The organism is Paenibacillus dendrobii, from assembly GCF_009807035.1.
GTDB classification, from domain to species: domain Bacteria; phylum Bacillota; class Bacilli; order Paenibacillales; family Paenibacillaceae; genus Paenibacillus_AQ; species Paenibacillus_AQ dendrobii.
The window spans coordinates 499,326-520,937 of sequence record NZ_WUBI01000002.1 but is presented as its reverse complement, the minus strand read 5'-3'; the positions used below and the strand labels follow the sequence as shown (position 1 = coordinate 520,937).

25 protein-coding genes and 5 tRNA genes are annotated in these 21,612 nt (G+C 47.4%); 20 read left to right on the top strand and 10 right to left on the bottom strand.

The window, feature by feature from the left end:
• The first annotated feature begins 44 nt into the window (after nt 1–44).
• Genes GRF59_RS16425 through pyrE form a run of 4 tightly spaced genes read left to right on the top strand, consistent with a single transcriptional unit; the run spans nt 45 to nt 5,784 of the window.
• The gene (locus GRF59_RS16425; protein ID WP_160498781.1) at nt 45–1,175 is read left to right on the top strand and encodes a carbamoyl phosphate synthase small subunit; all 1,131 of its coding nucleotides are present in this window, start codon (nt 45–47) and stop codon (nt 1,173–1,175) included.
• A gap of 2 nt (nt 1,176–1,177) precedes the next feature.
• Nucleotides 1,178–4,393, top strand: a complete 3,216-nt coding sequence (carB, locus tag GRF59_RS16420; RefSeq protein WP_160498780.1) for a carbamoyl-phosphate synthase large subunit — start codon at nt 1,178–1,180, stop codon at nt 4,391–4,393.
• A 15-nt stretch (nt 4,394–4,408) separates the two neighbouring features.
• On the top strand, nt 4,409–5,146 hold the full coding sequence (gene pyrF, locus GRF59_RS16415) for an orotidine-5'-phosphate decarboxylase (RefSeq protein WP_160498779.1): 738 nt from the start codon (nt 4,409–4,411) through the stop codon (nt 5,144–5,146).
• Complete coding sequence (gene pyrE / locus GRF59_RS16410; protein WP_160498778.1) at nt 5,143–5,784, top strand: orotate phosphoribosyltransferase; 642 nt, start codon at nt 5,143–5,145, stop codon at nt 5,782–5,784. The genes pyrF and pyrE overlap by 4 nt, the downstream gene beginning before the upstream one ends.
• A 75-nt stretch (nt 5,785–5,859) precedes the next feature.
• On the opposite strand, the gene GRF59_RS16405 is transcribed toward pyrE, so the two are convergent.
• Nucleotides 5,860–6,726: a YitT family protein gene (locus GRF59_RS16405; protein WP_160498777.1), complete on the bottom strand. Its 867-nt coding sequence runs from the start codon at nt 6,724–6,726 to the stop codon at nt 5,860–5,862.
• 162 nt (nt 6,727–6,888) lie between these two features.
• Between GRF59_RS16405 and GRF59_RS29455 the strand changes: the two genes are divergently transcribed.
• From GRF59_RS29455 to GRF59_RS16375, 7 genes are all read left to right on the top strand, one after another.
• Nucleotides 6,889–7,053, top strand: a complete 165-nt coding sequence (locus GRF59_RS29455) for a hypothetical protein (protein WP_202128705.1) — start codon at nt 6,889–6,891, stop codon at nt 7,051–7,053.
• A gap of 139 nt (nt 7,054–7,192) precedes the next feature.
• Nucleotides 7,193–7,269 (top strand) — tRNA-Met (locus tag GRF59_RS16400).
• A 40-nt stretch (nt 7,270–7,309) separates the two neighbouring features.
• Nucleotides 7,310–7,386: transfer RNA gene (locus GRF59_RS16395), tRNA-Ile, on the top strand.
• A gap of 20 nt (nt 7,387–7,406) precedes the next feature.
• Nucleotides 7,407–7,492 (top strand) — tRNA-Leu (locus GRF59_RS16390).
• A gap of 214 nt (nt 7,493–7,706) precedes the next feature.
• On the top strand, nt 7,707–8,276 hold the full coding sequence (locus GRF59_RS16385; RefSeq protein ID WP_160498776.1) for a YdhK family protein: 570 nt from the start codon (nt 7,707–7,709) through the stop codon (nt 8,274–8,276).
• Nucleotides 8,277–8,415: 139 nt separating this feature from the next.
• A tRNA-Leu gene (locus tag GRF59_RS16380) sits at nt 8,416–8,501 on the top strand.
• Nucleotides 8,502–8,748: 247 nt separating this feature from the next.
• The gene (locus GRF59_RS16375) at nt 8,749–9,417 is read left to right on the top strand and encodes a uracil-DNA glycosylase (RefSeq protein WP_160498775.1); all 669 of its coding nucleotides are present in this window, start codon (nt 8,749–8,751) and stop codon (nt 9,415–9,417) included.
• A gap of 32 nt (nt 9,418–9,449) precedes the next feature.
• Here GRF59_RS16375 and GRF59_RS16370 read toward each other — a convergent pair whose 3' ends face one another.
• A complete protein-coding gene (locus tag GRF59_RS16370; protein ID WP_160498774.1) occupies nt 9,450–10,532 on the bottom strand; it encodes an AI-2E family transporter in 1,083 nt (360 codons plus the stop codon).
• A 213-nt stretch (nt 10,533–10,745) separates the two neighbouring features.
• On the opposite strand from GRF59_RS16370, the gene GRF59_RS16365 reads away from it, so the two are divergent.
• Together GRF59_RS16365 and GRF59_RS16360 are read left to right on the top strand one after the other, a co-directional pair.
• Entirely contained in the window at nt 10,746–10,865 is a 120-nt protein-coding gene (locus GRF59_RS16365) for a dihydroorotate dehydrogenase (RefSeq protein WP_160498773.1), read from the top strand.
• A gap of 116 nt (nt 10,866–10,981) precedes the next feature.
• A complete protein-coding gene (locus tag GRF59_RS16360; protein ID WP_160498772.1) occupies nt 10,982–11,449 on the top strand; it encodes a general stress protein in 468 nt (155 codons plus the stop codon).
• Nucleotides 11,450–11,476: 27 nt separating this feature from the next.
• Here GRF59_RS16360 and GRF59_RS16355 read toward each other — a convergent pair whose 3' ends face one another.
• Nucleotides 11,477–11,638: a mechanosensitive ion channel protein MscL gene (locus tag GRF59_RS16355; protein ID WP_160498771.1), complete on the bottom strand. Its 162-nt coding sequence runs from the start codon at nt 11,636–11,638 to the stop codon at nt 11,477–11,479.
• 173 nt (nt 11,639–11,811) lie between these two features.
• Here GRF59_RS16355 and GRF59_RS16350 point away from each other — a divergent pair, with 173 nt between their 5' ends.
• Nucleotides 11,812–12,546, top strand: a complete 735-nt coding sequence (locus GRF59_RS16350; protein WP_160498770.1) for a glycerophosphodiester phosphodiesterase — start codon at nt 11,812–11,814, stop codon at nt 12,544–12,546.
• An 84-nt stretch (nt 12,547–12,630) separates the two neighbouring features.
• On the opposite strand, the gene GRF59_RS16345 is transcribed toward GRF59_RS16350, so the two are convergent.
• The 3 genes from GRF59_RS16345 to GRF59_RS16335 form a co-directional block, all read right to left on the bottom strand.
• Nucleotides 12,631–12,789: a hypothetical protein gene (locus GRF59_RS16345; RefSeq protein ID WP_160498769.1), complete on the bottom strand. Its 159-nt coding sequence runs from the start codon at nt 12,787–12,789 to the stop codon at nt 12,631–12,633.
• A 180-nt stretch (nt 12,790–12,969) separates the two neighbouring features.
• Nucleotides 12,970–13,164: a hypothetical protein gene (locus GRF59_RS16340; RefSeq protein ID WP_160498768.1), complete on the bottom strand. Its 195-nt coding sequence runs from the start codon at nt 13,162–13,164 to the stop codon at nt 12,970–12,972.
• Nucleotides 13,165–13,576: 412 nt separating this feature from the next.
• Nucleotides 13,577–14,335, bottom strand: a complete 759-nt coding sequence (locus GRF59_RS16335) for an SDR family NAD(P)-dependent oxidoreductase (protein ID WP_160498767.1) — start codon at nt 14,333–14,335, stop codon at nt 13,577–13,579.
• Between the two features lie 220 nt (nt 14,336–14,555).
• Here GRF59_RS16335 and GRF59_RS16330 point away from each other — a divergent pair, with 220 nt between their 5' ends.
• Nucleotides 14,556–15,209: a TetR/AcrR family transcriptional regulator gene (locus tag GRF59_RS16330; RefSeq protein ID WP_237391858.1), complete on the top strand. Its 654-nt coding sequence runs from the start codon at nt 14,556–14,558 to the stop codon at nt 15,207–15,209.
• A gap of 188 nt (nt 15,210–15,397) precedes the next feature.
• Here the strand turns inward: GRF59_RS16330 and GRF59_RS16325 are convergent, their stop codons facing one another.
• Both GRF59_RS16325 and GRF59_RS16320 read right to left on the bottom strand, forming a co-directional pair.
• Nucleotides 15,398–15,886, bottom strand: coding sequence for a hypothetical protein (locus GRF59_RS16325; protein WP_160498766.1), 489 nt, complete (start codon nt 15,884–15,886; stop codon nt 15,398–15,400).
• Between the two features lie 251 nt (nt 15,887–16,137).
• Nucleotides 16,138–16,210: transfer RNA gene (locus GRF59_RS16320), tRNA-Val, on the bottom strand.
• Nucleotides 16,211–16,924: 714 nt separating this feature from the next.
• On the opposite strand from GRF59_RS16320, the gene GRF59_RS16315 reads away from it, so the two are divergent.
• Nucleotides 16,925–17,371 (top strand): GNAT family N-acetyltransferase, encoded by a 447-nt coding sequence (locus tag GRF59_RS16315; protein ID WP_160498765.1) that lies wholly within the window; start codon nt 16,925–16,927, stop codon nt 17,369–17,371.
• Between the two features lie 81 nt (nt 17,372–17,452).
• Complete coding sequence (locus GRF59_RS16310; protein WP_136606438.1) at nt 17,453–17,692, top strand: DUF3892 domain-containing protein; 240 nt, start codon at nt 17,453–17,455, stop codon at nt 17,690–17,692.
• Between the two features lie 78 nt (nt 17,693–17,770).
• On the opposite strand, the gene GRF59_RS16305 is transcribed toward GRF59_RS16310, so the two are convergent.
• Nucleotides 17,771–18,511, bottom strand: a complete 741-nt coding sequence (locus tag GRF59_RS16305; protein WP_160498764.1) for an MBL fold metallo-hydrolase — start codon at nt 18,509–18,511, stop codon at nt 17,771–17,773.
• Nucleotides 18,512–18,619: 108 nt separating this feature from the next.
• Between GRF59_RS16305 and GRF59_RS16300 the strand changes: the two genes are divergently transcribed.
• The 3 genes from GRF59_RS16300 (at nt 18,620) to GRF59_RS16290 (ending at nt 19,940) form a co-directional block, all read left to right on the top strand.
• Nucleotides 18,620–18,814: a hypothetical protein gene (locus GRF59_RS16300; protein WP_160498763.1), complete on the top strand. Its 195-nt coding sequence runs from the start codon at nt 18,620–18,622 to the stop codon at nt 18,812–18,814.
• Between the two features lie 205 nt (nt 18,815–19,019).
• Nucleotides 19,020–19,529 (top strand): copper amine oxidase, encoded by a 510-nt coding sequence (locus tag GRF59_RS16295; protein WP_160499118.1) that lies wholly within the window; start codon nt 19,020–19,022, stop codon nt 19,527–19,529.
• A 96-nt stretch (nt 19,530–19,625) separates the two neighbouring features.
• Entirely contained in the window at nt 19,626–19,940 is a 315-nt protein-coding gene (locus GRF59_RS16290; RefSeq protein ID WP_160498762.1) for a DUF1292 domain-containing protein, read from the top strand.
• An 81-nt stretch (nt 19,941–20,021) separates the two neighbouring features.
• Here the strand turns inward: GRF59_RS16290 and GRF59_RS16285 are convergent, their stop codons facing one another.
• On the bottom strand, nt 20,022–21,497 hold the full coding sequence (locus tag GRF59_RS16285; protein ID WP_160498761.1) for an aminotransferase class I/II-fold pyridoxal phosphate-dependent enzyme: 1,476 nt from the start codon (nt 21,495–21,497) through the stop codon (nt 20,022–20,024).
• Nucleotides 21,498–21,612 lie beyond the last annotated feature (115 nt).

Below are 21,612 nucleotides of genomic sequence, written 5' to 3'. Positions count from 1 at the left end.
TGCAGCATCCTCAAACATACGTATTTGACAGAGGAGTGAATGGAATGCAAGCAAGATTGCTTCTGGAGGATGGAACGCTGTTTACAGGCAGTGCTTTCGGTGCCGAAGGTGAAAAAACAGGTGAGGTTGTATTCAATACGGGGATTACAGGATATCAAGAGGTATTGTCTGATCCATCCTACTGCGGACAGATCGTGACGATGACTTATCCGTTGATCGGTAACTACGGGATTACCCGCGATGACTTTGAATCTGTAGCGCCATTCGTGCATGGATTCGTCGTGCGCCGCCATGAAACCGTGCCAAGTAACTGGCGTGCGGAATACAGCGTCGATAACCTGTTGAAAGAATATGGCATCGTCGGTATCAGCGGCATCGATACCCGCATGTTGACTCGCATGATCCGCCAACACGGAACCATGAAGGGAATTCTCACGACTTCGGCCCAGTCGGTGGAAGAATTGAGAGAAAGACTGACAGCCAGCCCGATCCTGACGAATCAGGTGGCTACGGTATCCACGAAACATACGTACAGCAGCCCGGGTTCCAAAGAACGGATCGTCCTGGTTGACTATGGAGCCAAAACAGGTATCCTGCGCGAACTGACTGCGCGTGGCTGCGACGTGGTGGTTGTGCCGCAAGACACGACTGCGGAAGAGATCCGCCGGCTGAATCCGGACGGCATTCAGCTGTCTAACGGCCCTGGGGATCCGAAGGATGTACCACATGCAATCCGCACGATCCAAGAGCTTCTCGGTGAATATCCAATCTTCGGTATCTGCCTCGGCCATCAATTGTTCGCACTCGCTTGCGGAGCGGATACGGATAAGCTTAAATTCGGTCACCGCGGTGGCAATCATCCGGTTAAAGATCTGAAAACAAACCGTTGCTACATCACCTCTCAAAACCATGGCTACACGGTAACGGAGGATTCGATCGCAGGCACGGAACTTGAAGTGACTCACATCAACAACAACGACAAAACCATTGAAGGTCTGAAGCATAAAAAGTATCCGGTCTTCACTGTCCAATATCACCCAGAAGCTGCACCAGGTCCATATGACAACAGCTATCTCTTCGATCAGTTCCTGGAGATGATCAGAGAACATAAACAGCAGAATCCGGCGAACCCGCGCCAGGCTGAGCTTGCTGCAGCCGCGAAAGGAGAACGTTAATCATGCCACTTAATAAACAACTTAAGAAAATTCTCGTTATCGGCTCGGGCCCGATCGTAATCGGTCAGGCGGCAGAATTCGACTATGCAGGTACACAGGCCTGCGAGGCGCTCAAAGAAGAAGGCGTTGAGGTTGTGCTGATCAATAGCAACCCGGCAACGATCATGACGGATACCAATATGGCAGACAAAGTCTATATTGAACCGATTACCCTTGACTTTGTGACACAAATTATTCGCCAGGAGCGTCCGGACGGACTGTTGCCGACACTCGGCGGACAAACTGGACTGAACATGGCGGTAGAACTCGCGAAGGCAGGTATTCTGGAGCAGGAGAACGTTAAGCTGCTCGGAACGCAGCTGGATTCGATCGAGAAAGCGGAAGACAGAGACTTGTTCCGTGAGCTGATGCGCGAGCTGGAGCAGCCGGTTCCGGAAAGCACGATCGTTACGACGCTTGAAGAATCGCTGGTGTTTGCGGAAGAGGTCGGATATCCGGTCATCGTTCGTCCGGCTTACACGCTAGGCGGCACAGGCGGAGGAATTTGCGCAACCGAAGAAGAACTGCGTGAAACGGTATCCTCCGGTATCCGCTACAGTCCGATCGGCCAGTGTCTGATCGAGAAGAGCATCGCGGGCATGAAAGAAATTGAATATGAAGTCATGCGCGACGCGAACGATAATTGTATCGTGGTCTGCAACATGGAAAACTTCGATCCCGTCGGCGTTCATACCGGCGATAGCATCGTCGTGGCGCCGAGCCAGACGCTGTCCGACCGGGAGTATCAAATGCTGAGATCGGCATCCTTAAAAATCATCCGTGCTTTGAACATCGAAGGTGGATGTAACGTGCAGTTAGCGCTCGATCCGCACAGCTACCAATATTATGTCATCGAAGTTAACCCGCGGGTAAGCCGCTCTTCGGCTCTGGCTTCGAAAGCGACCGGCTATCCGATCGCCAAAATGGCTGCCAAAATTGCTTTGGGATACACCTTGGATGAACTGACTAACCCGGTGACGGGTCAAACTTACGCATGCTTTGAGCCGACGCTGGATTACATTGTAAGCAAAATCCCGCGCTGGCCGTTTGATAAATTCATTCACGCCAACCGCAAGCTGGGTACGCAAATGAAAGCAACCGGCGAAGTCATGGCCATCGGACGGACCTTTGAGGAATCCATCCATAAAGCGATCCGCTCCCTGGAAATCGGCGTGCACCGCTTGTATCTGAAGGGAACTGACGAGCTGAGCGAAGAGGTGCTGAAAGAGCGTCTAGTCAAGGTGGACGACGAGCGCATCTTCCTGATTGCGGAAGCCTTCCGCCGCGGCTTCGATCTTCAGTCGATCCAGGACCTGACCAAAATCGACTGGTGGTTCCTCGACAAGCTGCAGGGAATGATCGCCTTCGAGGCCCAAATCCAGCAAAAAGAGCTGACATACGATACTCTGTATGAAGCCAAACGCCTTGGTTTTACCGACCGCGCGATTGCCGAAATTCGTGCGCAAGTAAATGCTGACACCTACGCTACGGAAGTGGAAGTGCGTGACTACCGCCTGCAGAACGACCTGCGTCCGGTATACAAAATGGTAGATACATGTGCAGCCGAATTCGAGGCTTCCACGCCTTACTACTACTCTACTTACGAAACAGAGAACGAAGTTACGAAAACGAATAAGGAAAAAGTGGTTGTGCTCGGCTCCGGACCGATTCGGATCGGCCAAGGTATCGAATTCGACTACTCGACCGTACATGCGGTGTGGGCGATCCAAAAAGCAGGATACGAAGCGGTGATCATCAACAACAACCCTGAGACGGTATCGACCGATTTCAGCACCTCGGACCGACTGTACTTCGAACCGCTGTTCTTTGAGGATGTCATGAATGTCATCGAACAGGAGAAGCCGATCGGAGTTATCGTGCAGTTCGGCGGACAAACAGCCATCAACCTGGCAGCACCGCTTAGCGCGGCAGGCGTTCCGATTCTCGGAACCAGTCTGGAGAGCATTGATGAAGCGGAGAACCGCAAGAAGTTCGAGGCTCTGCTGTCCCGCTTGGACATCGCTCAACCAAAAGGCAGCACGGTGACATCGGTTGATGAAGCCGTAGGAACAGCTCAATCGCTCGGATATCCGGTTCTTGTAAGACCATCTTATGTCCTCGGCGGACGGGCGATGGAAATCGTATACTCCGACGCAGAGCTCCTGAGCTACATGGAAGAAGCGGTTAAGATCAACCCGGATCATCCGGTACTGATTGACCGCTACATGCTCGGCAAGGAAGTCGAAGTTGATGCCATCTGCGACGGCGAAACGGTCATCATTCCAGGGATCATGGAGCATATCGAACGCGCAGGAGTTCACTCCGGTGACTCGATCGCGGTATATCCGCCGCAGCACCTGGAGCAGCATCTGAAGGATAAAATCGTGAGCATCACGACCCGTATTGCCAAGGAACTGAAAACGGTCGGTTTGGTCAACATCCAGTTCGTCATCTACAAGGATGAAGTTTACGTCATCGAAGTCAATCCGCGCTCTTCCCGGACGGTTCCGTTCCTGAGCAAAGTAACGACCATTCCGATGGCCAACCTTGCGACGCAAGCTATTCTCGGCAAAAAGCTGAAGGATCTTGGTTACGAAGGCGGCATGTGGCCGGAAAGCGAATATGTATCGGTTAAAGTGCCGGTCTTCTCTTTCGCGAAGCTGCGCAGAGTCGAGCCGACGCTGGGACCTGAAATGAAATCGACAGGCGAGGTTATGGGACGCGATCTGCAGTATGCGAAAGCCTTGTTCAAAGGCTTGATCGGAGCGGGCATGAAGATTCCTTCTACCGGTGCGATCATTATAACCGTAGCCGACAAGGATAAGGACGAAGCTGTAGAACTGATGCAAGGCTTCAGACGCCTCGGATATAAAATCTATGCGACTGGCGGAACAGCACAAGCCCTCAGTGATGCGGGAATACTCGTTACGACAGTACAAAAACTGAGCGACGGCACACCGAATATTCTCGATCTGATCCGCAACGGGGATGCGCAATTCGTCTTCAATACGCTGACCAAAGGGAAAACGCCTGCGCGTGACGGATTCCGGATTCGCCGCGAAGCGGTTGAGAACGGAGTAGTCTGCATGACCTCCCTGGATACCGTTAGAGCACTGCTGAACATGCTGGATACGATCAACTTCCAATCCTCTGCGATGCCGGCCTTTGCTGACCGCTAAGAGGGAGTCAAACATATGAATGAACAATATAAGGAAATGGCGGGCCGCTTAATTGTGGCCCTCGATTACCCTGATGCGAATCAAGCCATGAATCTGCTTCAGGAGCTTGAAGGCATTCCGTGCTATATGAAAGTGGGCATGCAGTTGTATTATGCCGCAGGCCCGGATTTTGTACGGGAACTCAAGACCCGTGGCTACAAAGTGTTTCTTGATTTGAAAATGCATGATATACCCAACACGGTGAAGGGTGGAGCGGAAAGCATCACCCGTCTTGGTGTGGACATGTTTAACGTTCACGCAGCCGGTGGCAAGGACATGATGAAGGCCGCTCTGGCTGGTGTGGATAAGGCTCTGCAGTCCAACAGCTCACTGCAAAAGCCGCTGGTGATCGCAGTGACGCAACTGACGAGTACCGCGCAGGATGTGCTGAATCAGGAGATCGGTATTCCTGGCTCGGTAAAAGATGCAGTCATCCGTTATGCGGAGCTGACGAAGTCCGCAGGGTTGGACGGTGTGGTAGCATCCGCGCAGGAATCCGCCGACATCGTGAACGCCTGCGGCAAGGACTTTGTTACCGTGACACCGGGCATACGCCCAGCAGGAAGCGATCAGGGCGATCAGAAGCGTGTTCTGACGCCGGGAGAAGCCATTCGGAACGGAAGTAGCTACATTGTCGTCGGCCGTCCGATTACGGGCGCTGAAAAGCCGAGAGCAGCTGCAGAACAAATCATTAAGGAGATGTTGGAAGCATGACGAAACTTGCAGAAATCCCTGGGCAAATCGCAGCGTATTTGCTGCAGATCGAAGCGGTGGCGCTGCGTCCGAAGCAGCCTTTTACTTGGACATCAGGCATTAAATCGCCGATCTACTGCGACAACCGTCTGACCATGTCCTATCCCGAAATTCGCGAGTACATCGCAGAATCCTTCGCAGCGGTGATCCGCGATCAATATCCGGACACCGAAGTGATCGCGGGAACGGCAACAGCAGGTATTCCGCATGCAGCTTGGGTAGCACAGAAGCTGAATCTGCCAATGGCATATATCCGCGACAAAGCGAAGGGTCATGGCAAGGAGAACCAAATTGAAGGCATGATTAAGCCGGGACAGAAAGTAATCGTCATTGAGGACTTAATCTCGACCGGAGGAAGCTCCATCAAGGCCGCGCTTGCCATCAAGGATGCGGGCGCTGTGCCTCAAGCCGTTCTCGCTATTTTCAGCTACCAGTTGGACAAGGCTGTACAAGCCTTCAGCGACGCGGGAATTCCGCTTCAGACGCTGTCTAACTACGGAGCGCTCATGGATGTAGCACTCGAGCAAGGCGTGATTCAAGAAGACGATGTAGCCGCTCTGAAAGCTTGGAGAGAAGATCCCTCCTCGTTTGGCGTATAACATAGGTGAAAACATAAAAAGCAGCCTAAGGGCTGCTTTTTTTTTCATTTTATTGAACAGAATGGCTTCTTGTTGTTAGTGAATTGCGCTTTTCTCAAAATTGCCGCCCAAGACATCCGAAACATGCTCGATCGCAATGAATGCTTTGGGATCAATCTCATGAACAACCGATTTCAGCTTCGCTAACTCAAGACGGGTAACGACGCAGTAGATCATCTGCGTATCTTCACCGGAGTAGCCTCCGCGCGCATAAATGAAAGTTGTTGTACGACCGAGACGATCTTGAATGGTTTGGGATATCTCTTCATATTCGCTGGAGATGATCGTGACCGATTTGGACTCGTTCAGACCCTCCACGACGATATCCATGACCTTCGAAGCCATGTAATACGTGAATATCGAGTACATCGCAGAATCCCATCCAAACACGAACCCGGCGATAATGAAAATAAATACGTTCATGACCATGATGATCTGTCCGACCGGCATGCGTGTTTTTTTGGAGAGTAGGATCGCAACGATCTCCGTTCCATCCAGCGAACCGCCATAACGAATCACGAGACCGACGCCAAGACCCAGGATCAATCCGCCAAACAGCACGGCAAGAATTTTTTCGTTCGTAAATGGACTCACATGATGGAGGAGCTGCGTTGTTACGGACATGACGATAATGCCGTATAGAGTGGAGAAGGCAAACGTTTTGCCGATCTGCTTGTAACCCAGGAATAGAAAGGGCAGGTTGATGACAAAGAGGAAGATCCCGAGTGGGAGCGCAGTTATTTTGGATAATACGATGGATATACCGGTAATGCCCCCGTCGATGATATCGTTCGGTACGAGAAATACCTCGAGCGCGACAGCCATCAAGATTGCACCGGCCGTGATAAAAATAAACTTCTTCAATAAATCGACGGGAGAGAGTTTCCTGTGTGTTTTTGCCATTCAAATTCCTCGCTTCCAGAAGGTTTAGATTAAACAACTTAGTTAATATTATAAATTAATTTAGAAATAATCTCAAAGATTATAACAAAATGCATGATGAGTGCCCCTTTAGGCAACAATACCCAACGACACCATTTATCATGCCTGAAGGGGGAAATCATCATGCAATGGGTTTATTTCGGAAAGCTGTACAAGACGAAATTTCAGGCAGGGTGCCTGGCGAAGAGGCTGGAGGAAAATGGTTGGATTTACGGATACGATGACCCTCATCTGGTAGAAATATTCCGTTCACGAAAGGGCCGATATGGTGTGAGGTTTATTCCATAAACCATCTTCAAACGCCTCTCTCATAAAAGATTAAAGGTATCATTATCATGACTTATTCTTATTCCATAAATAAATACTTGACGTAGGGTACATTTATGCTGTATATTAATTCTTGTCGCTATTTACGACAGATTATTGACGCGGGGTGGAGCAGTTCGGTAGCTCGTCGGGCTCATAACCCGAAGGTCGCAGGTTCAAATCCTGCCCCCGCAACCAATTAAACAGCCATTATATTGATCGATAACATATTTGATCAGGGCCCTTAGCTCAGTTGGTTAGAGCGGTCGGCTCATAACCGACTGGTCGGGGGTTCGAGTCCCTCAGGGCCCACCATATTAGTTTCAAACGCATTTGCCGGGGTGGCGGAATTGGCAGACGCACAGGACTTAAAATCCTGCGGTAGGTGACTACCGTACCGGTTCGATCCCGGTCCTCGGCATTTCAAGAACGATACATATGAATATGGCTGCTTTTCGTAAAACCTCTTTTTGATTCTGATGATCGTTATCGGAATTCGAAAAGAGGTTTTTTCATGATTATTTTTAGGTGGAATGAATTAACAATTAATCAAAGATCCATATTTTTGTTTGCCATATACCCATCGAGGGTATTCTATATTTATGCGAGAAATAAATACAAGGAGTGTTTGAGACATGCGAAAACAATGGGCTTTAATCGGTGCGGCCGCAATGATTGCTCTAAGCGGATGTGGAAACGACGCGAAAAACGATGCCCCATCACAAGATGCATCTTCAACCATGGACAACATGTCCATGAACAATGATGAGATGAACCATTCAGGTTCGGGCGAAATGCCGCAAGGGTTAAAGAAAGCGGCGAATCCCGCGTTTAAGGTGGGAACTGAAGCCATGATGAGCGCAGATCATATGCCGGGAATGAAAGGCGCTAAAGCGACGATTGTAGGAGCCTATGACACGATAGCCTATGCCGTAAACTATACGCCTACGACAGGGGGGGACCCTGTGAAGAATCATAAATGGGTCATTCAAGAAGAATTGAAGGATGCGGGCGACAAGCCTTTGGACAAAGGTACCAAGGTTATCTTGGAGGCCGATCATATGAAAGGCATGAAAGGGGCTGAAGCCACGATTGAATCTGCTGAACCTACGACGGTCTATATGGTCGATTATACGCCGACAACAGGCGGAGATCCGGTGAAGAATCACAAATGGGTGACGGAAAGCGAGTTATCCGCTAAATAAGGATGGAATAGACTTTCAGTCCATCCATTGTGAATGAAGAGCCTTCCTTATTGGAGGGCTTTTTTGCGTAATCTGTCGAAAAAGAAAAAAAGAACTTGCAAGCGGAGGATAAACGTGGTAATCTACTTTTTGTCTGCATGCCGGGGTGGCGGAATTGGCAGACGCACAGGACTTAAAATCCTGCGGTAGGTGACTACCGTACCGGTTCGATCCCGGTCCTCGGCATACCATTTTACTTACATATAGAAAAGTCCGGCGCAGATAGTTGCACCGGACTTTTTTGCGAATAATTCCAGTTGCTTGTCTACCTGCGCTTGCTGCGTGAATAGAGCTTGGCTAGGTAACTGGGTATCAAACTCATTTTTAATGCCGCTGGTATCGACTCTAGTTCCATCCTCAACTGGGATAGAAATAGAGTTTGGGTTAATATAATAGAGAGTCGAAAATAGTCACCGGAGAGGAGATTGGACGAATGTTCGATAACGATTGGGACAAGCAGCTGCAGGAGGAAGTGGAGAAGCCGTATTTCAATGATCTGCGCTATGCGCTTGCCAAGGAATATAAATTACATACGATTCATCCTTCCAAGGAGAATTTGTTTCAGGCGCTTAAGCTGACTTCCTATGAGCATACCAAAGTCGTCATATTGGGGCAGGACCCCTATCACGGACCGGGACAGGCACATGGTTTGAGCTTTTCCGTTCTGCCGGGGGTCAGAATACCTCCTTCCCTCGTCAATATCTACAAGGAGCTTCACAGCGATCTGGGAGTGCCGATCCCAAACAACGGTTACCTGGTTCACTGGGCGAAGCAGGGAGTACTTCTGCTTAACACGGTTCTAACTGTCAGGGAAGGACAAGCGAATTCCCATAAGGGTCTTGGTTGGGAGCGATTTAGCGATGCGGTGATCGAGAAGCTGAATGAACGGGACAAGCCGGTTGTTTTTATTTTGTGGGGAAGCCATGCGCAGAAAAAGGGAGCCTTCATTGACCGCAGTCGGCATTTGGTGCTCGAATCCGTGCATCCAAGTCCACTGTCGGTGCATCGGGGATTTTACGGCAGCCGCCCTTTTTCCCGGACGAATGCGTTCTTGGAGTCGCATCATATGGAGCCGATCGACTGGTCCATTCCTAATCTATAGCATACAAAAAAGCGGGCCGAGGCCCGCTTTTTTTATTCCATCATATCATCAATCTTCTCAGAGAGAAAAAGGTTGTAAATCCGTAAAATGATAATCTTGGCTACCATATAGACCGGAATGGCCAGGATGACGCCGAGAATTCCGGAAATATCGCCGCCGATCAGCAGCAAAATGATGGTGGTGAGCGGATGGATATCGAGCTGTTTGCCATAAATGATCGGCGTGAGCAGGTTGTCCTGGATCTGCTGTGCAACCACGATGACCACCAGCGACCAGATGGCTACGGAGGGAGAATCAATAAAGCCGACAATGACAACCGGCACGGCGGCGATGACCGCTCCTACATATGGAATCAGGTTCAGCACAATGGATATAAGGGCCAGCAGAAGGGAGTACGGCAGACCGATAATCAGAAACCCGATATACATGAGCACGCCCAAAATGATATTCAGCAAGACACGGCCCACAATAAAATTGCTGAGCGCAGAATCAATCTCGCTGAGAGCCTCATGCCCTTCCTTGCGGTATTTCCGGGGGAGCAGATTCAGCAGGATCGGCATCAGTTTGCTGCTCTCCTTTAACATGTAGTAGAGCACGATAGGTACGGTTGCGATAATGACAACGACATTGGATACCACGGAAATAAAGTTCGATACTGAATTAGTCACGGTGGTAATCAATTTATTGAGATATTCGCTGATTTTTGCAGTCACATCCGACTCGCTTGGAATCATTTTGGAGATAAAGCGATTTTGCTGGAGCTTCTCGAATTGCTTCTGAAGACCCTCCACGAAATAGGGTGCGTTATCCGCAAAATTGATCAGCTGTTCACGCAGCGTTGGCCATACGAGAATGGAGAATAAGACGAGCAATCCCGTAAAGACCAAATAGATCATCAGAATGGAAATCGGCCGCGGCCAGCGATGCTTTTCCAGAAAGTTCACGACCGGACGCAGAAGGTAGTACATAAAGCCCGCAAGCATCACCGGTATGATCATGATGTTAAACAGCAACACCACCGGATTGAAAATAAAACTGACCTTGGAGCCCAGGTAAATAATCAACAATGCGAAGATAATCCCCAGGCATGTACGAAAATATTTGCTCTGCAGCAAGCGAATCCCCCCAGCTTCTATGTACAACAATCTATTTATTCTTTTATTCTATATATACCCCTTTAACCAATATGCAGACCTATGATTCACCGTGATAGCTGTGAGATCATGGCAAATATACTCCCGGGACCGGAAAATAGTAATTACGTCCAATCACCCGGTTGGAGTACTTCATACGATATGGATGAGTATAGGGCGAAGGAGGGAATATCAATGAGTGAAGTGTTAGGCGGCGTTGGTTATGGATTTCCTGGCGGAGCATTCCGTTCCACAGGAGCGATTCTGGTGCTCTTCATTCTGTTGGTGATTATTACTCGCGCAATTATTTATTAATAACTTCACATGATAATCCACAAACCACCCGTGTGAATTCACATCAGGGTGGTTTTTATTGCCCTGTTAAGGTTTAACCTATTATATAAGGATCATTCGAGCGAGGAGGCAACCCTATGAAACAAATTGTTATGTGTGTTTACCGAAACAGGCAGAATCCTGCGCTTGCGATTAAGCAGCTGCTGGATAAGGGATATGATAAGAAGAGTATTTCCGTACTCGGAAAAAATAAGAAGGAACTGTCAATCATCAGTCAAGATACGGGGCTGAAAAAACCGGAGTCCGGCATTGGCAACACGGGGCTGTTCGGGGAAATTAAAGATATGATTACCAGCATTGAACTTCGATCGGAGATTATATGGGTGATTGGTCCAGCAGCGAGCAAGCTGGCCGGGGCGGAGATTGGAACCGAGACCGACGGGCTCGTCGTAGGTTTGATTGGAATTGGGATACCGGAACAGGACGCGCAAAAATACGAGGATTTCTTGATGGAGGACCATATTATCCTGATGGTGGTATGCGAGCGTAGGGACAGCAGGAGTATTCGGGCGATTCTGGAGGCGCATCACGCTATTGCCATTTAATCTTCTGGATTTTGCGCTACAATGCGATCAGTAAATGATCCGGCGATGTACCTGAACGGGTGTTCCATACAATGCGCTGAGACGGCGTGCTTCTTCGGTTACCTGTGCAAGCATCGCGTGCAGCCGCTGGCTGATAGGTCGAATGGTTTCCTTGACTTCCCCGTGTACGATCATATCAAAAACAATCATGTACTCAGCTCCTACAGTTTATTTTATGGGTTGAACTATATTTATGATAAAATAGGGATGTTAACGGGAGATGAATTGAAACTAAGACGTATGTTAATTTTGCTGTTAACATGGGTTTGACAATTGAAGAATATAATAGCTTTTGAGATGGTACATAAAGGAGGATGCAGAAGTTGGGAAAGGTCATTAATTTTGCGCACAGGGGCTCATCCCAAATTTGTCCGGAGAACACCATGGCCGCTTTCAAAAAGGCTCTGGAACAGGGAGCTACCGGCATTGAGACGGACGTTCAGCTCACCAGTGACGGCCAGATGGTCCTGATTCATGACGAAACGCTCGAAAGAACGACAAGCGGTACCGGTTGGGTCAAGGATCATACCCTGCAAGAGCTAAAGAGCCTGGATGCGGGAAGCAAGTTCGATTCTGCCTTTCAAAATGAGCGGATTCCGCTTCTGGACGAGCTGCTGGAGCTGGTAAAAGACAGCGGGACGATCGTGAACATCGAGCTTAAAAATGGAGTTATTCTCTATGAAGGCTTGGAGCAGAAGGTTATCGAACGCGTCAGAGCCTTTAACATGAGTGACCGGGTCGTCATATCCAGCTTCAATCATTACTCCTTGTTTCTCTGCAAAAAACTTGCGCCGGAGATCCGCACTGGAATTCTGTATATGGAAGGCCTCTACGAGCCGTGGGAGTACGCTAGAACGCTTCAGGCGGACGCTTTGCATGCTTATCATTATGCGGTACTGCCGGAGTTTGTAGCGGGTGCCAAGGCTTCTGGAAAAGCCTATCATCCGTTTACCGTCAATGACGTGAAAGAAATGGAGCGGCTGCTGCAGGCTGGGGTCGATGGGATCATCACCGATTATCCGGACAAGCTCGCAGCACTTCTGGCGGCTAAAGTCTAAGCTGTGCCATACGATCATCACAAAAAACCGGGCCTATTGCAGGGCACCGGTTTTTTGGTATTTCTCAATTTGCGTCAGTGTACATTAGTCTTTGCTTTCCTTGTGTTTATGTGCTTCCTTCGAGCCTTCTTCCAGAATTTCCTCAATCATGCTGGTGGAAGAGGGATTTTCGCTGCCGGGATCAGGAATCGGATCCACTCCGGGAAATCTTTCTTCTTCATCATGCTTATGTTGCTTGTCCATCGCTATCCATCCCTTTCTGCATCAGCTTCATATAGGTTAAGCCAAAGCTTTTTTTCCTATACAAGAAGTTCGGATTTTATAACATAGGATAAACCGGAAAGGGAGGTCTTGAATCAAGCGGCGGGTCAATCATATGCAAGAAAAAAACCGCTGCGGATGCAGTGGTTTCAGTTGACGTTATTATTTAAATGCAATCAGGCGTGATACATAGCTGACTTCCTCCATAGGAATCCAGAAAGATCCTAGAGGAGTGCGCATTTTTAGTTTATCCGGGTCGCTCGATTGTTCCGGGATACCTGTGAGTGTGCTTCCGTCCACGCTTTTGACAAAGACGTGGTGTCCGCGTTTAATGGCAAGTTCAATTTCTTTTTCCATGTGACTATTCTCCTGTATCAAAGACTATAGAATCATTTTATATTCCTATCATACGGGAAATAAAGCCAGATATAAAGTACTTATTTGTTACAATCGTGAGAAAATAGACCTAAATTTTTACAGGGAGTCACTAGATGAGATGAATTCATTGCATGCAGACGAGAGGGGCGATGTGACTAGATGATGTACATGAGCTAGCTTGATGAGATGGATTCGAGTAGTTATGCTGACCATTGCTCTGATTACATTAAATTTTATAACAAGAAAAATCAGCTTGCAAGCGGATACATGAGGAAATTGTTCCCAAACATTTTCTGTTTTGACCCTACGGATTTCGCGTGTTCGTGGATAAATACGTAACAAGCCCATGCATCGTCGCGTGGGCTTGTCTTAAATGGTCTAACGATTTCGATTAAAGAGTCAATCCGCCATCGACCGCAACGATCGATCCGGTCATGTAGCTGTTTTTAGGCGATGCGAGGAATGTCACCACCTCAGCCAATTCTTCTGGCTGTGCATAGCGACCGATTCTCATATTAGGCAATTCCTCAGGAACATATCCGGATTCTTGCAGCATCGTTGGAACGGCTTGCGTCAGCGATGTATCCACGCCTCCTGGACAGATTGCATTCACGCGAATGCCTTTCTTCACATATTCAAGTGCAGCCGACTTTGTAAGCGCCACAACCGCATGTTTGCTTGCCGAATAGGCGGACAGACTATGTTCGCTCCGCAGTCCTGCTGTAGAAGCTGTATTAATAATAACTCCATGGCCTTGCTTCTCCATGACTTTTAATACATATTTCATGCCGAGGAAAACACCTTTAGTATTCACAGAGAAAATCCGGTCAAATTCCGATTCATCAATATCCGAGAACATAGCCATTTTTTGAAGAACGCCTGCGTTATTGAAGAAGACGTCGATTTTTCCGTATGTTTCTACGGCTTTGTTCACATAATTCTGTACATCTGCGCTATTGGAGACATTCGCTTGTACAAAAATTCCTTCTCCGCCTTGTTCCTGCACAAGTTTCAAAGTCTCTTCACCAGTCTGTTGGTTGAAGTCAACCAAGACGACCGTCGCGCCATTTGCGGCGAATTTCAAACTTGTTGCACGGCCAATGCCGCTACCTGCTCCTGTAATGACAACAACTTGTTTTGCTTCCGACATCTTCACCGACTCCTTAGGAATAAAATAATTGATAGTATTAATATCTGACAGATAGTGAGGCTATCACTTACATCGCCGATTATACGCCCATGTATTTAAAAGTTCAACTATTTCATTTTCAAACAGCCTGGATATCCATGTGTTTTGCGGTTGACAGGCCCTAGACCATTTGATAATATCACCAACAAAAAGGAACCGATTTGGAAGGAACGTGGAAGTATTGAATTCAAGAAGCAGATGGAGCCAAGAACGGGAGGATGCGAAGAAGCAGCGGATCACGCTCATGATCGAAGCTGCGGAGCGGGTGTTCAACAGAAAAGGACTCGATAAAGCAACCATGCAGGATATTTCTACGGAAGCCCAAATGGGAGTTGCTACTGTGTTCCGCTATTTTCCCAAGAAGGATAAAATCATCGTCGCTGTGGCTACGAAGATCGTGGAATCGCAGCTTCAGACATTTGAGGAAGTCGTGAGCAGACCTGGTACTTGTTACGAGAAACTTGAAAGAATGCTGGATGTGTTTATCGGTTTCATTGGGAAAGAGCATAGCGAAAACACGAAGCTGATAGAAGCCTTCGAAAGCTATGCCGCTCAATCCCGGGAACCGCTGGAAGACATTTCTATATATAACGATGCCCTTGGCAGAATTAAATCCGCTTTGTCCCGGATCGTGGAGGACGGAGTCAATGACGGCTCCTTGCGATCCGATCTGCCGCTGGACGAAGTCCTGGCCACCATGAACAACGCCTTCGGACTCTTCGCCAAAAAATTATCACTGCAAAGCAGTATTCCGATGCTGGAATCGGATATCGATCCCGCCCGGCAATTGGAAATTCTTAAAGATATGGTACTACGTTACGTACGAGCAAATTGAAGGATAGTTATCGAAAAAAGGAGTCAGACAGGGTCTGAACTCCTTTTTGGTGTCAAATTATGACGATGGAGTAAGATTGTGGGCTAACAATGAGTTGGTTATTGATAATTGGACATAGAGTTCATTATCAGAGTAAAAGGAGAAATTATTCCAACAAGTCCCCACTTACAATATTACGTGATATTTATCTAAAGAGGACGTATGAAACCAAAATCATTGTAGAACTCTTCTTGTTTGATCAAGTGATTTTCAAACAAGAACCTTTGTACTGTCTTTTCTAATGATTCAGGTGAATTCTTCTCTTTACGCGAAAAAAAATGATATCGCTCATTATCAAATATTATATGTTGTTCAAGCCTACTCTTTAGAATTACTAGTGCATCACAAGCTTTATTAGATTCCCAAGATCTTATTGCTCGTAAACACTCGAGAAGTAAGAAAAAGTAATCCGAAAATTTATAGTATATTAAAAGTTGACTGAATTCTAATCTATGCGAAGAATGGGTCATTTTTAAACCTGTCCCTATCATTATTGAATAATCCATGTTTGAAACTTCCTCGACAGCTTGTGGAACAGATTGCCCTCGATTTAATCTTATTACAATTAAATCTATGGTCATCAATACTTGGTAATAATAAATTTCTATTCTCGTTATACTTCCATCATGATTAATCATGCAATATTAACCCCTTATGTCTCCAGATTTTGTATAATCCCTACTTTTACTATAAATCATATGCAGGAAAATTTGTACCAAAATGGGGGTTAGTCGGTTAATAACTAAAATAAATTCGGGAAAGATAGGAGGGTGGTAGTATCTTCCAGTTAGAGAAACTAGGGAGTTCCTTGAATTGTGGTCGAAAATAAACATTTCGCCCCCAAATATAAAAAGAAAAAAGCCCTTGATCATCAAGGACTTTTTCGATATGATCTGCAGTGGGCTCGAACCACTGACCCCTACCCTGTCAAGATAGTGCTCTCCCAGCTGAGCTAGCAGATCATAATATGTATTAAAGGATATTTAATATCATATCAGCGAGAAGAATAGGTGTCAATCATTTTTTTGAGTTCATAATTGAATACATAGCAGCAAGATATTAAGCCCGTGTTACAGGAAATGCAGATTTCGGGTAGAAAGTATTAGAATCATGTAAAAAAGTTAAAAATGGCTGGTATACCGATTAAAGGAGTGGCATGGAATGCCCCAAAAAATGTGGTTTCTAGTCTGCGGATGTTGTCTGCTGTTGATGCTATCTGGTTGTTCGAATGCGTCTGATGCCAATAAAGGCTCGAGTTCCCCAGTCATGAAAGACGTATATAACCAATCGGTTCCCGGCGACGTTTATTCGAAGGGACAAATCTCTCCTCCATGATTACCATGACGACGCCTTATAGAGAAATAGAGCCAGCATTTTGCTGGCTCTATTATTCGTTAGATACACTAAGATCGGCGTTTTCCTTATTCTTCATCCCATTTGCGGGAGTATCCTTTTTTCGTCACATAAATAAAAGAATAGATTAATGCTGCCGCCATGACTGCACATATCACAATTGTGGCTCCCATACCCATCTTGTATCATGGACTCCTCTCCGTGTTAGATCGTTATGCCTAAACTATACATGAAAATCTTTTTTTTGTATAATAATTCAACCGTGTTTTATGGGAATTCAAGCGGCAATACAGATATTGAACAACGAAAGCGAGGGCTTCATCATGGCTGCCGAAATCATCAACGTAACAACGAAAGATCAGCTGCAACAAGGATTGGATATCCGCAAAAAGGTGTTTGTCGAGGAGCAAAAGGTTCCCATGGACCTTGAAATCGATGAGTATGATGTGATTAGCGAGGCTGTCCATCATATTCTGGTGCAGAATGAAAATGGACAATATGTCGCAACGGGGCGGGTCATCTATTACAATAATGAGACTGCCAAAATGCAGCGGATTGCCGTGCTCGAGGATCACCGCAAAGGCGGATACGGACGCATTTTGCTCATGGCTATGGAAAAACGCGCCAGAGAGCTTGGACTGGCCTACTCCATCTTGGATGCGCAGTGCCAAGCAGAGCAATTCTACGCCAAACAGGGTTACGAAACGATCTCGAAAGAGCCTTTTGATGACGCTGGGATTCCGCATGTCCGGATGAAAAAAACATTGTAAGCGAATAACGCCTGTGATGTCAGGGGATGATAACCAAAGCCCATAAGATGGGCATCTCACCTGACAAAGGAGCGGATGACAATGGGAACTGCAGGACGTGAGCAATTTATCGCTGTGCAGAAAAACGGTGATGGGGACTTAACCGCCTTCAAAACTTCTTCGGGTCGAGTACTCGGCTACGATGAAGCGCTGCAGGAAGTCAAAGCCGGTGCGATCGCCGGTGTCAATGTGTTCAAAGGGAGAGACGGTGGCATGTATATCCGCGGTGATGCGGATGGAGATCCTTCGAACAATTTGGATCAGCTGCCCCGTTTTGAATAGAAAGCTAGACAAAACAAAAAGCCTGCAGGAGACCTATTCCTGCAGGCTTTTTTTCGTTGCCGTCGTATTGATACGGACTTACGGGAGCGAATAAGAGCGGCCCTGCTCGATAAAATCCATTCCCCCCGTCCTTCCTTGATACTCGTCCTTATTATCTCCGTAATGCATTAGATATGTAATCCTGCGAATATCTTCTGGCAATTTCATCAGCTCTTCCAGCGTCGTATGAACTTCGCCGCGGCCTTCAAGCTGACAGTCATGAAAAATCATGGAGCAGTTTCGCTCATTTACCAGATATTTCAGCAGATCGGGATCGTAGATCATATCGGCACTGTAGAAGAACCGGTCATTAATATACAAGGAGTAGCTGTTCTTGCCTGGGATGTGCTTGGTAGGGATCAGCTCAACTTGAATATGCTCCGATAGGGTATATGTTTGTTGCGGGGTAAGCGGGCATACCTCGAACAAATCCTCCAGCGAAGTAATTTCACCCTCCTGATATAATCCGCCTTTAAGGGAATGTTCCCAGAGGACCTGCGTCAGGGACTCGGCGATGTAGAGCTTGATTTTGCGGTTAAAGGTGAACTTCATTTTGAAGGCCAGTTCCTCCAGGCCCCCCACGTGATCCGCATGAATATGAGTGATCAGCACCGCATCCACGTCCGCAAAGGATTTGCCCAACTGATGCAGGGCCAGCGGAGCTGTAACTCCGCAGTCGATGAGCAGCGTGAAATCGCCGTCATGCAGCAGGGCATTATTGTTAAAATATTTTTTGGCAAAGGCACTGCCGGTTCCAATCATCCGTAGTTCTAAATTCAACAGAAGCACCTCCTGGTGTGATGTCATAATCATTATATACCACGGTTCCACATTGTCATAAATCTCCATACAATGCAGCATAGGCCTATAGGAAATGGGGATTGAGGGATGGTTAAGTCAAAGGGCAAGAAGCCGTCACAAGCCAAAAGCGAAAAGATGCACAAGGGCATGAGACTGGTTACTTCACAGGTATGCGAGGTATGCAAAACGCCTTGCGCGCGAGGGATGGCTTACGCTGCGCGGATGAGGGAGCCGGGAGCCGTAGGCAAAGGAGTACCCTGTATTTTAACCAAAGTGAATTAGCGTTCTCATAACGTAGAAAGCCAGCTCGAAAGAAGCGGGCTTTTTGCATTTTATTATTGAAAAAAATCGTCAGCGAATGTAACGAAAGACCGCAACTTGCAAACTTACTTTTCGTATATACATACAACAGCATGAAGGAAATGGAGGGAATTTTCGGGTGAGAAATTGGAAAAAGATTCTGGTATGCGTTTTTGCCTTTTCTCTGATGGGCGGCTCCGTCATGTTCGCGGATTCGGTCTCCCAGAAAATCAGAGTTTGGATTAATGGTCAGGAAGTACAGGACGGCGGCTTTGTGATTGATGGCAAGACTTACGTTCCGATCAGAGAGTTTAACGGTTTGGTGGATTGGGACGGTGATGCCAATAAGGTCAATTTCATCAAGCCGAACGTACATATTTTCCTTTTTAAAGGTGATACGGTATTTGGAAATGTGAATAAAGGCAAGCTGAAATTCAACGTGTTTTGTCAGGTGGACAGCCTTACCCAGCACGTGTCGTCTGTAAAAGTCGCAATTACGGATCCGTCAGGGAATGTGAAGGACATTCAATCCCAAGACCTCGGCAGCGATCAGAAGGATAACTTCTGGTTCCGTACGTATGATTTCACGTATGATTTCAAGGCGGCAGGCAAATATAAAGTTGGGTTTTACGTGAAAGCCTCGAAAAACGATGACTATGCACTGGTATCCGAAAAAGTGATTACGGCTCTGAATTAATCTTTGTTTCGCCTGCAGCAGGATAAATTGACCAGACCCACTGTACGTGATACGATACGAAGGTATGACTATATAACCTAAAGCGAGGTTTTTGTAATGAGCGATCACAACCACGTGCATGACGAGAATTGCAACCACGATCACGATCATGAGCATGAGGAATTTGTTCTGACTTTGACTGACGAGCAAGGAAACGATGTGGAAATGGTTCTTGTCGAAACATTTGACGTAGGCGAGAGACTGTACGCATTGTTGCTTGAGCGTGAAAACCCAGAAGCGGACGGCATTATTCTGCGCGTTGAGGAAGAAAACGACGAAATGATGCTTTACAATATTGAGGACGAGCAAGAATGGAACGAAGTGGAAGCGGCTTATAACGAGCTCGTAGCCCAACAAGATTCCGAAGACTAAGATTTCTTAACGCAAAAACCCGGTACCGCCATTGGCGGTGCCGGGTTTTTGTTATTCAAGAGCCATAGGGGATCAGATCGATTAGAAAATCGCATCCGTTTCTACGATCACTTTGACGTTTTTGATGTAGCGGTCTTCGGGGCCTTTTACCGGAAGGCCGACGTCGACGTGGTCGACAATGTAGTCGATATTATCCTGGGAGATAACTTCACCCGGAAGCAGGATCGGGATACCCGGCGGATAGACATAAATGAATTCAGCAATGATCCGTCCGGCCGATTCCTTGAATGGAATGACCTCGGTATCCCCGTAAAAAGCGTCTCTCGGAATGAGGGACAGCTGAGGGATTTCCGGGATTTTGACGATCAGCTCATTGGCGGTGTTGACATTGTAATAGGTCTCGGCAAGCACGCGAAGTGCCGACAGCAGAATCGATACTGTCTCCTCATTATCGCCCGGGGTTACCAGACAGAGGATGTTATACATATCACTGAGTTCCACTTCAAGATTATAATGCTCGCGCAGCCAGTTTTCCGTTTCGTATCCCGTAATGCCCAAATGGCGGACATGAATCGTCAGTTTGGTTGGATCGTAATCGAAGGTTGCTTCGCCTCCGAGAATTTCATCTCCGAAACAGTAGAGCCCTTCGATTTGATTAATGGTACGGCGGGCATTTTGGGCCAGATCAATCGCTTTTTGCGCCATTTCATGGCCGTTAATTGCCAGATTGCGTCTTGAGGTATCCAGCGATGCCAGCAGGATGTAAGAAGTGGAAGTCGTTGTCAGCATGCTGATAATCGTTTGGACGCGCTGCGGGTTCACATATCCATTTTTTGTATTGAGATTGAGCACCGAGCTCTGCGTCATGGAGCCCCCAAGCTTGTGCACGCTGGTTGCAGCCATATCAGCCCCGGCTTCCATCGCGGACATCGGCAAATCCTCATGAAAATGGATGAGTACGCCATGAGCCTCGTCTACTAAGACAGGCACGTGCCGGCTGTGGGCTAGGTCCACGATTTCCTTCAAGTTGGCGCAAACGCCAAAATAGGTCGGGTTGATCACCAGCACCGCCTTGGCATCCGGATGACGGTCCAGAGCACGCTGAACGGATTTGGTTGTAATGCCGTGATCAATACCTAAATTTTCATCACGTGCAGGCGATACAAATACGGGTTTCGCGCCGGAGAAAATAATTGCGGACATGATCGACTTGTGCACGTTGCGCGGCACGATGATTTTATCCCCTGGGGAGCATATGGAGAGGATCATGGTCATAATCGCACCGCTTGTCCCCTGTACGCTGAAATAAGTATAGTCCGCGCCGAAAGCGTCGGCTGCAAGCTTCTGAGCCTCTTCAATGACGCCCGTCGGCTGATGGAGATCATCCAGCGGCGCGATATTGATCAAATCTATGGATAGGGCGTTATCACCTATAAATTCTCTGAATTCGGTGTCGGTTCCCATGCCCTTCTTGTGTCCGGGAATGTGAAATTGTACGGGATTGCTGGCCGCGTGTTCCTTCAGAGCAGTAAATAGCGGCGTACGGCGGTGGTCCATTTTATGCTGTCACAACCTTTCATCTGTTAAAATTACAAGGATGAGTATAGCAAAATGGGGGGCGATTGCAAGCGTGCATTTCGTCAAGGGTGAAAATATGGAAGGAATATGGGGT